This window comes from Streptomyces xanthochromogenes (genome assembly GCF_014650455.1).
Taxonomy (GTDB): domain Bacteria; phylum Actinomycetota; class Actinomycetes; order Streptomycetales; family Streptomycetaceae; genus Streptomyces; species Streptomyces xanthochromogenes.
Genome location: NZ_BMUZ01000034.1, coordinates 1 through 10,198 on the forward strand (window position 1 = coordinate 1; position 10,198 = coordinate 10,198).

The window sequence follows — 10,198 nt, forward strand, 5'->3', positions numbered from 1 at the left end:
AACCGCTCCGCCGTCAAACCCGCACGCCCCACATAACCCCGCGCCACATGCGACCCCGCCACATAAAGCTCACCCACCACACCAGGGGCAGCGGGGGCGAGCGACTCGTCGAGGACGTAGAGCGCGGTGTTGGCCATGGGACGGCCCAGGTGGAGCGACTCGACCGGGTGTGCCCCAGGGGCGAACGTCTGGTAGCTGCAGAAGACGGTCGTCTCCGTCGGACCGTAGACGTGGACGACGGTGGTCTGCGGGCAGGCGTCGAGGACCCGGCGAAGGGCCGTGGTCGACAGCACGTCGCCCCCGGTCCAGATCTCGTCGAGGGCGGAGAGGGCCTCGACGTGCTCCTGTGCCATGGCGTCGAACAGGGCGGTGGTCAGGTAGAGGGCGGTGATGCCGTGCTCCGCGACGGCTCCGGCCAGATCTCCGAGGTCGATCTTGTCACCGGTCAGGACCGTCAGACCACCGCCGTGCAGCAGCGGCACCCACATCTCGTAGGTCGAGGAGTCGAAGGCGGGCGGCGAGTAGGCGAGCACTCGGTGGTGCCGTGCCGCGTCCCAGCAGGGGTCGAGCGCGAGCTCGACCACATTGCGATGCGTGTTGGCGACGCCCTTGGGCGTACCGGTGGAGCCCGAGGTGTACATCACGTACGCCAGTTGATCGGGGTGTACGTCGACGTCCGGTGCTCCGGGATCGCCCACGGCATCCGCGTCTTCGCCCGCCGGGACGCGAGCCCATGGGATGTCACAGGTGAAAGGCAGGTCGGCCGGCTGTCGGTCGGTGAGCAACAGGGTCGCTCCCGCATCCGTGACCATCCAGGAAAGTCGCTGTGCGGGCTGGCGGGGGTCGAGCGGCACATACGCCGCGCCGGCCTTGAGCACGGCCAGTTCGGCGATGATCAGTTCGGCGGAGCGGCTCAGGTAGAGGGCCACGTTGTCGCCCGGCCTCACTCCATGGCCGATGATGAGGTGGGCCAGCCGGTTCGCGGCCGTGTCGAGACCGGCGTAGGTGAGGGCACGCCCCTCGCAGACGACGGCGACGGCGTCCGGCGTCCGGTCCCGCTGTTCGGTGAACAGCTCGTGCAGCGGCGCCTGCGGGAGCCGTGCGGCCGTGTCGTTGTAGTCGACGAGCAGGTCGTGGCGCAGGGATTCGCCGAGCCAGTCGACGGCGCCGACGCGCACTCCTGGTTCGGTGGCCAGCACGGCCAGGGCGCGGGCGAACAGATCGGCGGCCGTTCGGGCCGTGTCGGCTGCCAACCGGTCGGCACGGTGGCTCAGTTCGACGCCGGGCGGTCCTCCGTCGCCGTCGGTCCGCACGACGAGAGTGGCGGCGTGGTGCGTGGTGTCGCGCAGCCGTACGCCGGTCACGGCCGGGCCGGCGGGCTCGTCGTCCCCCGGTTCGCCGAGCCCGAGCGAGGCGCGATCCCAACGACGGGTGTCGACGACGACCGCCGTGTCGAAGACGGCGCCCGCGAGCCCCGACGCCTCCGCCAGCGTCGCGGCGGACGCATGGCGGTGGACGGCCAGGAGCCCATTGCTCGCGTCGGTGCGCCGGACCACGTCGGCGACCGTGTCGTGCGGTGCCGCCACGATCCGAACGGGAAGGTCGTCCGCATCACCGAGAACCGCTTCCCGACGGTTCTTCAGCTTCATGCACACCAGAGCCCAGACGGTCTGGTAGAACGCTTCGGGTGCAACGCCGAGGCGGCCGGGGAGCGAGCCGATTGCGGGTGGTACGGGTACGGACAGCGACTCGGAGCGTCGCCGCGGCTCTCCGTCCGGGCCGGTCGCGGCCGCGTGGCCGAGCAGGCAGGGCTCGTCGAGGTCGCGCAACGCCTCCCGCCAGGCGATGCGCGTGTCGGCCTCCGACGGCCGTCCCGCTTCCGCGGTCTCCCGCGAAGCTCCGCGCGTCCCGTCCCGCGGGTCACCAGCGAGCACGGCGGCGAGGAGGTCGCGGGCGGCCTCGGAGGTGAGCACCGCGCGATGGCCGGTGAGGACGAGGTGGTGGCGCGAGCCTTGACCGGTCGTGATGACGAGCAGTCGCACCAGAGGTTCGTCCCCGGTGGGGTCGAAGGCACGCTCCCATTCGTCTTCCGCCATCCGCTGGGCCGTCGCGTCCGCCTCGACGCCGGCCGGGACGTGCCGCTGCACCAAAGGCAGGCGGGCTCCGGGACGGGCGACGCACACGGGTCCGCCCAGGGCATCGCGGTCGAAGCGGGCGAGCAGTCCGGGATGTGCCCCGGCGACCCGGGCGGCACGGATGTGGAGCGCCTCCACGTCCAGGTGACCGTCCACAGTGAGCACGACCTGCGTCGTGTGGAGACCCCGTAGGTCCCGCTCGACTTCCGCATGAAACAACAGACCCTCTTGGGCAACCGTCACCGGGAAGGTCCTTGCGTCGTGCGGATCGGGCATCGTGCCACCTTCTCGGAGCGGAGTTGTATGACGGTGTGTGGTGTGCGTCGAAGGGCCTGCGGGGGTCAGGTCACGCGGGTTCGAGTTCGAAGATGACCTCGCCGACCGTCATGTCGATCGCGTGCTTGTGCCGCACCCGCCAACCGCTTTCCGCGAACGCGGACTCCCAGTCGGCGACGGTGGGGAGGAAGACGCCCATCATGTCGTGGGCCACCTCGAAGCCGAGGGTGAAGACGGGAAGCTCCTGATCGGCGGTGCCGACCGTCCTCGTCGCGTCGCCGAGCAGGAAGCGCTTGACGTTGGGGAACAGCTCACGAATGCGGGCGAGGGTGGCGACGCACCGCTCCCTCGGCCAGAAGTCGTGCCCCATCATGAAGCACGTCAGCAGCTCGACCTCGGTGAACTCGGGACGCCGATCCATGGTTCGCACGTCGGAGGTGACGAAGGTCAGACGATCGGAAAGCCCGGCACCGGCAGCGTCCGACTCGGCCACCTTCAGCGAGTCGGCGGCGATGTCTATGCCGATCCCATTGGCTCCCGGCCGGCGTCCCAGGATCTTGATGAGCCGATCGCCGTTGCCGCATCCGAGGTCGGCGACCATGGTGAAGTCGAAGTCGATCCCGTCGACGGCCGACCAGAACCAGGGGTCGTAGGTGAGGGTGTTGATCTCGCGGCACGCGTAGGTGACCGCCGCCGGATCCCTCGGATCGATCTCGCCCTTGCGGTGCTGGTTCTGGAGAACCAGCGGCATCTGGCGGAACAGCTCTCCGCTTCCCCTGGTGAGCCAGTGGAAGAACGACCGGGTCTGCTGGATCTCGGCGAAGTCCGCCGCGGGGGTCACCCGCGTGCCGTCCCTTTCCACGATGTTCACCGCGGCCAGCGCCCGGAACATCGCGAGGGTCGCCGCCGGGTCCAAGTCGTTCCTGGCCGCGAACTCGTGGGCGTCAAGCGCCCCTTCGTCCTGCAGCTCGTCCAGCGCGCCCAACTCCCAAGCGGCTCCGATGGCCGATGCGGCGACGGCCGAGTTGTAGAGCTGTGCCGCCGACTTCCACGAGCGGGCCTCCTGGGCGTCGATCATTGCTGTCCTCCTGATTGCTGTGGTGGTCAGTGCGCGTACGGGCATTGCCCCCGGCTGCGAGCCCGGGCATCGTCGTCGAGGTGGAAATTGGGGCGCTGTTCGACTTCGTCGTAGTAGCGATGAAAGACAGGCGTGATGCCACCGGAGATCGGGGGAACGATCCAGCTCCAATCCACGGACACCGTGCGGCCGTTGCGTTCTTCCCGGGCCAAGTGGTTCAGGAAGAGGCGCGATTCGGTGTGGTGGTCGCTGATCGTGATGCCGGCGGCGGTGAAGGAATGCAGGACGGCGACGTTGAGCTCGACCAGCGCGCGGTCACGCCACAGGGTGGTTTCCCTGCTGGTGTCCAGGCCGAGGCATGCGGCAACGGTCGGCAACAGGTTGAACCGGTCCTCGTCGACCAGGTTGCGCGCGCCGATCTCGGTACCCATGTACCAGCCGTTGAAGGGCGCCAGGGGATAGTCGATTCCTCCGATGCGCAGGCGCATGTTGGAGATCGCCGGTACCGCGTACCAGCGCAGACCCAGATTCGAGATCCGCGGCTGGTCGGGGTGGGTGATGGCCACTTCACGGATCAGGTCGGACGGCACCTCGAAGAGCTGCGGCTTGTCGTCGGCGGTCTCGATGACCAGCGGCAACACGTCGAAGGGGCCTTGAGGCGCCAGCCAGCCCATCTCGCGGACGACGTTGGTGAAGTCGACGTACGCCGCATCGCCCAGAACGGTCCCGTCCTGCCGACGGTAGCCGCCGTACCTGATGAGCTGGTCGTTCCACACCTTGGGGGCGGGCCGCTCGGGGGTGTCGGGGGCGAAGATCGAGATGACCGGACGGATGCGTCCTGCATTCGTCGCTCGGCGCAGGTGTTCGCAGAGGTCGCGATGGATGTCCTCGGGCGTCGTCACGTCCCGCCGGTCCAGCACGCGAAGGCTGTTCCAGTAGGCCCGGCCAATACAACGGCTGGAGTTGCGCCAGGCCACCCGGGCACCGAAGGCCAGCTCCTCGGAGGTGTGCCGGTAGGTGCCCGTGGTGTCGACCTCGGCGACCACCTGCCCCAGTCGCACGGCGAACGGGACAGGTTGCTCGGGCTGTTCGGCGTAGAACTGGCGGAGGAATTCCTCCGCTTCGCCGAGGTCGGCGATGCTGCCGCTCGCGGTGGACGAGGCGTGCCGGTGAGGAGTGCTTGCCAGGAGCGGTTCGGTATCCATGGGATTTCTTGGAGCTCCGTCAGCCCAGGCTCAGCGGAAGGGACCGCAGCGACCGGAACTCGAGGTTGCTGTTCCACTCGGGCTCGCCCGCGGGCCGGATCACCGGGAAACGCTCGAACAGGGAAACGAAGAACCACTTGATTTCGAGGCTGGCGATCTGCCGGCCGAGACATGCGTGCGGCCCGAAGCCGAACGACAGGTTCTTGCCGCTGTTCTTCCGGTCGAGGTCGAACTTGTCCGGGTTCTCGAAAACGTCCGGGTCCCGGTTCGCCGCCCCGAGGAAGAGGGCAACCCGCTGCCCCTCCTTGATGCGGACGCCGCGCAGTTCCACGTCCGTCGCCGCAACACGCCACGTGAACTGGTTCGACGCGTTGTAGCGGACTACTTCGTTCGCCACGTTGTCGACGCACGCGGGGTTCTCCAGGAAGCGTGCGACCTGGTCGGGGTTCGTCGCGAAGGCGAGCGTGCCGCTGCCGAGGGAACCGGGCGTCGTGGGTGCGAACAGGGCGATCAGCAACAGGACCAGCTGATGCACCGTCTGCTCCGGCGTGACGTCGGTCTGGTCCGCGAGGCCGGCCGCAAGACGGGCGATCACCGTGTCCTCGACGACCGTGCCCCGCTTCCCCTGGACGAGTTCGAGCGCGTAGGTGTGCAGATCCGTGAGGTGCTCCAGCAACTGGTCGAGCTCCACCGGCTGTTCCTGGGGCCCCGACCAGTAGGTCATGACCTTGTCCACGCTGGGTATCACGGTGTCGAGGTCCTCTTCGGGAACTCCGAAGGCGTGCACCGCGGCGTTCACGGGAAGCTTTTCGGCCAGCTCGGCGACCGCGTCGATGACGTTCGCGTCGTCCGGGATGCCGGCGACCAGATCGTGGGCGACGCGCTTGATGACCTCGTTGTAGTGCTCGTGCGCCGCCCTCGTGAAGCCACCGTGCGTGGATTTCCGCAGGGCGCCGTGACGCGGAGCGTCCGTGTACATCATGACGTTGCTGGTGAATCGGTTGTAAATGTTGTCGGCCGGCAGCGTCCGCCCGTCGAACTTGCCGCTGAGGATCTCCTCCATGCGTTCGGCCTTGAACCGGGGATCCTGCAGCACGCCCGTGCAGTCCTCGTGCCGCAACACGGCCCACGCGTTCAAACCGTCGCACCAGTGGACCGGCTCCCGCTCCGCGAGGTCCGCGTAGACGGGGTAGGGGTTCGGGATGATTTCAGGATTCGACAGCGGTGACAGATTCCCCACGGAATGCTCCCTGCGAGATTCGAAAAAACTATTCACTTCGGATTTCGACCGCTAGGTCGGGTTGTTCATGGCGTCGACCAGGCTCTTGGGCCGCATGTCCGTCCATGCGCCTTCGATAAAGTTCACGACCGACTGCCTGTCCGACGGGCCGTACGTGACGCTCCATCCCGCGGGAACCTCGATCGTGGTGGGCCACAGCGAATACTGGCCCTCCTCATTCACGAGAGCGTGGTAGTCGACATCGTCCCGCTCAAACGGATTCTTCATTCCTTTTTTCCTCCAGCTCACACACCGTGGCCACCAAAGTCTTGGCGATGATCGACAGCGGCTCAGGAGACATCATTTCCCCGTGCGCACAGTCGACTTCGTATGCGTGGACCTGACCGGTGCAATACGGTGCCCACAGGGCCGCGGCGTCTGCCGCACCCCGATCCCTGCCGCCGACTGCGGAATAGACGTACAGGTCACCGGACATCCGACCCACCGCACGGGGAAGAGTGCCAACTCGGGCCGAGTTCAGGGCCACCTCGAGAACTCTCTGCACCTGTCCCTGCGCCAAAGATCCCAGCGTGCTCATCTTTTTCTGCATGGCCGCAACGGCCTGGTCCATGCCGGGTGATTCACCCAGGCCGCCGGCCTCCGCCCCGAATGCCTCCATGATGACCCTGAGGATGGCTTCAGGACGTTCGGATTCCTCCCGCAGCGGAGCGGGGTGCGGAGACGAGTCGAGCATAGCAAGGAACTCGACGTCATAACCACGATTTTCCAATTCTATGGCCACCGCATGCGCCGCGGTTCCACCGAGCGACCAACCGACCAGGCGATACGGACCGTTCTTTTGAATGGTGAGGATTTCGTCGACATAGCCCCGAGCCATTTCCTCGACGGACTGCGGCAGGGGAGATTCACCGTTCAGCCCGCGGGCCTGTATTCCGTACAACGGATAGTCGGGTCCGAAGTGCCGAAGCAATCCGGAGTAGCACCAGCTCGTACCACCGACCGGGTGCACACAGAAGATGGGGAGGCGTCTTCCGGTGGAGCGGAGCGGAAGGACCGGGCTGAGCGCGTCGTCCGAGGAGGGGAGCTGCAGCTGCCGGCTCAGGGCGGCAACGGTGGGAGCCTGGAAGAGCGTGCGCACGGAGATCTCGGTGTTCAGCTCCGCTCGGATGCGGCTGAGCAGGCGGGTCGCGAGCAGCGAATGCCCACCCAGATCGAAGAACCCGTCGTCGACGGACACCTCTTCAAGGCCGAGGACCTCGCCGAACAGTGCGCACAGCACCCTCTCGTGTTCCGTGCGCGGAGCCCGCCGGTGCGCGGTGGAGTAATCCGGAGCGGGCAGCCGCCCGCGGTCGAGCTTCCTGTTCGCGGTCAGCGGCAGGGCCTCAAGCACCACCACCGCCGAAGGCACCATGTACTCCGGCAGCATCGCCGCGGCACGCTCACGCACGGCGGCCGCATCCACCGCCGTACCGGCGGCAGCGACCACATACGCGACGATCCGCTTGTCCCCGGGACGGTCCTCCCGTACCACGGCGACCGACTGCGCGACCTCCGCGTCCTTCAGCAGCACCGACTCGATCTCACCCAGCTCGATGCGGAACCCGCGCACCTTGACCTGGTCGTCCACCCGCCCCAGGAACGTCAGATACCCGTGCCCGTGCCACCGCACCAGATCGCCGGTGCGGTACAGCCGCGATCCCGCCGGACCGAACGGGTTCGCCACGAACCGGCCCGCGGTCAGCCCCGGTCGGTTCAGATAGCCACGAGCAAGACCCGCGCCCGCGACGTACAACTCGCCCGCGACGCCCACCGGAACCGGCCTCAAACCGTCGTCCAGCACGAACACCCGCGCGTTGGAGACGGGACGGCCGATGGGAATGTCGTCCACCCGCTCGCCCTCGATGAGCCCCTCGAAGACCCAGGACGCCACGTCAACGGTCGCCTCCGTAGGGCCATATGCGTTGACCATCCTCCGGCCCGGCGCCCAGCGCGCCACCAGCTCGGCCGACAACGCCTCGCTGCCCGTGATCAACACCCTCAGGTCCGGCAGGCGCGTGCCGGGAAGGCTGCTCAACACCGCGGGAGGGATGTGGGCGTGCGTGACTTCCTTCTCACGCATGAAGTCGCTGAGGGCCTCTCCGTAGAACGTCGCCCCCGGAAGGACCAGCCGTGCCCCGGACAGCAGGGAGAGGCAGTATTCGGAAACGGTCACGTCGAAGCTGAGGGAGGCGAACTGGAGGACTCTGCTGTCCGGGCCGGCGTCATAGCGTTCGGCTTGGTTGGCGACGAGGCTCGCGATCCCGTGGTGGGTGACGGTGACGCCCTTGGGGCGTCCGGTGGAGCCGGAGGTGTAGATGACGTAGGCGGGAGCGTCCAGGGACAGCGGAGCGCGCCGGTCCCGGTCACCGGGGTCGGTGTCCGGCTGGGACGCGAGGAGCGTCTCGACCGCGGGATCGTCCAGTGCCAGCACCTTGGTTCCGGTGGGCAGGCCGGGTGCCGTAGCGGCCGTGGTGATCACGCACACAGGGGCGGCGTCATCGAGCATGAACGCGATCCGCTCGGGCGGATACTCGCTGTCGATCGGCAGATACGCAGCACCTGCCTTGACCACGGCCAGCAGGGCCACGATCATCTGCGGCGACCTCGGCATCGCCAGCCCGACCACGTCCTCGGGGCCGATGCCAACGCTGATCAGGTGGCGGGCAAGGCGGTTGGCCCGGGCGTTCAGCTCGGCATAGGTCAGGTCGGTGTCCCGGTGGACGACCGCCACGCCGTCCGGTGCCGCCGCCACCTTGGCCTCGAACAGTGCCGGCAACGTGGCCGCGGGGACTTCACGGGCGGTGTCGTTCCACTCCACCAGCATCCGCCGCCGCTCCTGCGGGGTGAGGATGTCCGCCTCGCCGATGCGGCTCCCGGGTTCGTGAGCAAGGACGGTGAGCAGACGGGACAGCCGTTCGCACATGCTCTCCGCGGTCGCCCGGTCGAAGAGGTCGGTGGCGTACTCCAGTGCCCCTGCCAGTCCGCCACCAGCTGTCTCCCCCACGGTCAGAGCAAGATCGATCTTGGCTCCGGACTGGGCGATCGGCCACTCGCGGAGCTCCAGATCATGCAGCGAGCCGTCGTGGCTGCTGCTGTTGTTCTGGAGCACGAGCATGACTTGGAAGAGGGGGTGGTGGGACAGGCTGCGGGGCGGGTTGAGGATTTCGACGAGTCGTTCGAAAGGGAGGTCCTGGTGGGCGTAGGCGGCCAGGTCGCTCTCGCGGACCCGGTCCAGGAGCTCGTCGAAGGTGGGATCCCCGGAGGTGTCCGTGCGCAGGACGAGCGTGTTGACGAAGAAGCCGACCAGGTCGTTGAGGGCGTCGTCCCCGCGCCCGGCCACCGCTGATCCGATCGGAATGTCCGTGCCCGCGCCGAGACGGGTGAGGAACGCGGCGAACGCCGCCTGCAGGACCATGTACAGGGTGCAGCCGCGGGCCTTGGCCAGCGCCATCAGCCGGGTGTGCAGTTCGGCGTCGACGGTGAAGGGGACGGCGGCGCCGCCATGTCCGGATACGGCCGGGCGGGGCCGGTCGGTGGGCAGTTCCAGCAGTTCGGGTGCCCCGGCCAGGGCTTGGCGCCAGAAGGCGGACTGCTGATGCAGCACGCTGTCCGGGTCGTCCTCCTCGCCGAGCAGCTCACGCTGCCACAACGCGTAATCGGCGTAGTGGACCGGGAGTTGCTTCCACACGGGCGCCTGGTCCTGACAGCGGGCGGTGTAAGCGGTCGACAGGTCCCGCATCAGGAGCCCCGTCGACCAGCCGTCACTGACCATGTGGTGCTTCAGGAGCAGCAACACGGACTCGTCCTCGGCCAGGGTGAACAGCCGTGCCCGCAGCAGCAGATCCTTGGCCAGGTCGAAGGGCCGGCCGGCCGCCACTTCCAGGGCCCGGTCCAAGCCCTGCTCGTCGGCAGCGACGACCTCCAGCTCCGGCACCGCCTCAGCAGCGGTGAGCACCTGCTGGAAGGGTTCGCCGTCCTGCTCGGGGAACACGGTGCGCAAGGCCTCGTGCCGCTCCACCACATCGGAGAGCGCCGCCTGCAGCGCGGGTAGGTTCACCCTCCCCGACACACGCAGCGCCAGGGGAGAGTTGTAGGTGGGTCCCTCCATCTGGGCGAGGAACCACAGCCTGCGCTGCGCGGCCGACAACGGCAGCAGGGCGGGACGGGACCGCGGTTCGAGCACCGGCCGAGTCCCACCGACGCGCAAATTGCCGGCGACACCAGC

At 68.0% G+C, this 10,198-nt stretch carries 6 protein-coding genes; all 6 read right to left on the bottom strand.

Annotation, left to right across the window (positions count from 1 at the left end):
• A partial coding sequence (locus tag IE267_RS39165) for an AMP-binding protein (protein WP_189766561.1) occupies positions 1 to 2,300 on the bottom strand: 2,300 nt, incomplete at its 3' end.
• Positions 2,301 to 2,481: 181 nt separating this feature from the next.
• Positions 2,482 to 3,489 carry a class I SAM-dependent methyltransferase gene (locus IE267_RS39170; protein WP_189766562.1) on the bottom strand — a complete coding sequence of 336 codons (1,008 nt, stop codon included), beginning with the start codon at positions 3,487 to 3,489 and terminating at the stop codon, positions 2,482 to 2,484.
• Positions 3,490 to 3,515: 26 nt separating this feature from the next.
• The gene (locus tag IE267_RS39175) at positions 3,516 to 4,694 is read right to left on the bottom strand and encodes a nitric oxide synthase oxygenase (RefSeq protein ID WP_167159899.1); all 1,179 of its coding nucleotides are present in this window, start codon (positions 4,692 to 4,694) and stop codon (positions 3,516 to 3,518) included.
• Between the two features lie 19 nt (positions 4,695 to 4,713).
• Positions 4,714 to 5,934, bottom strand: coding sequence for a 4-nitrotryptophan synthase (gene txtE, locus IE267_RS39180; RefSeq protein ID WP_167159897.1), 1,221 nt, complete (start codon positions 5,932 to 5,934; stop codon positions 4,714 to 4,716).
• A 51-nt stretch (positions 5,935 to 5,985) separates the two neighbouring features.
• The gene (locus tag IE267_RS39185) at positions 5,986 to 6,201 is read right to left on the bottom strand and encodes an MbtH family protein (protein WP_167159895.1); all 216 of its coding nucleotides are present in this window, start codon (positions 6,199 to 6,201) and stop codon (positions 5,986 to 5,988) included.
• Positions 6,185 to 10,156: a non-ribosomal peptide synthetase gene (locus IE267_RS39190; protein WP_189766563.1), complete on the bottom strand. Its 3,972-nt coding sequence runs from the start codon at positions 10,154 to 10,156 to the stop codon at positions 6,185 to 6,187. Before IE267_RS39190 ends, IE267_RS39185 begins: the two co-directional genes overlap by 17 nt.
• Positions 10,157 to 10,198: the final 42 nt, after the last annotated feature.

Excerpts from the sequence above, each read along its gene's own strand:
- IE267_RS39170 (WP_189766562.1), bottom strand. The coding sequence starts at position 3,489 with ATGATCGACGCCCAGGAGGCCCGCTCGTGGAAGTCGGCGGCACAGCTC.
- IE267_RS39175 (WP_167159899.1), bottom strand. The coding sequence starts at position 4,694 with ATGGATACCGAACCGCTCCTGGCAAGCACTCCTCACCGGCACGCCTCG.
- IE267_RS39185 (WP_167159895.1), bottom strand. The coding sequence starts at position 6,201 with ATGAAGAATCCGTTTGAGCGGGACGATGTCGACTACCACGCTCTCGTG.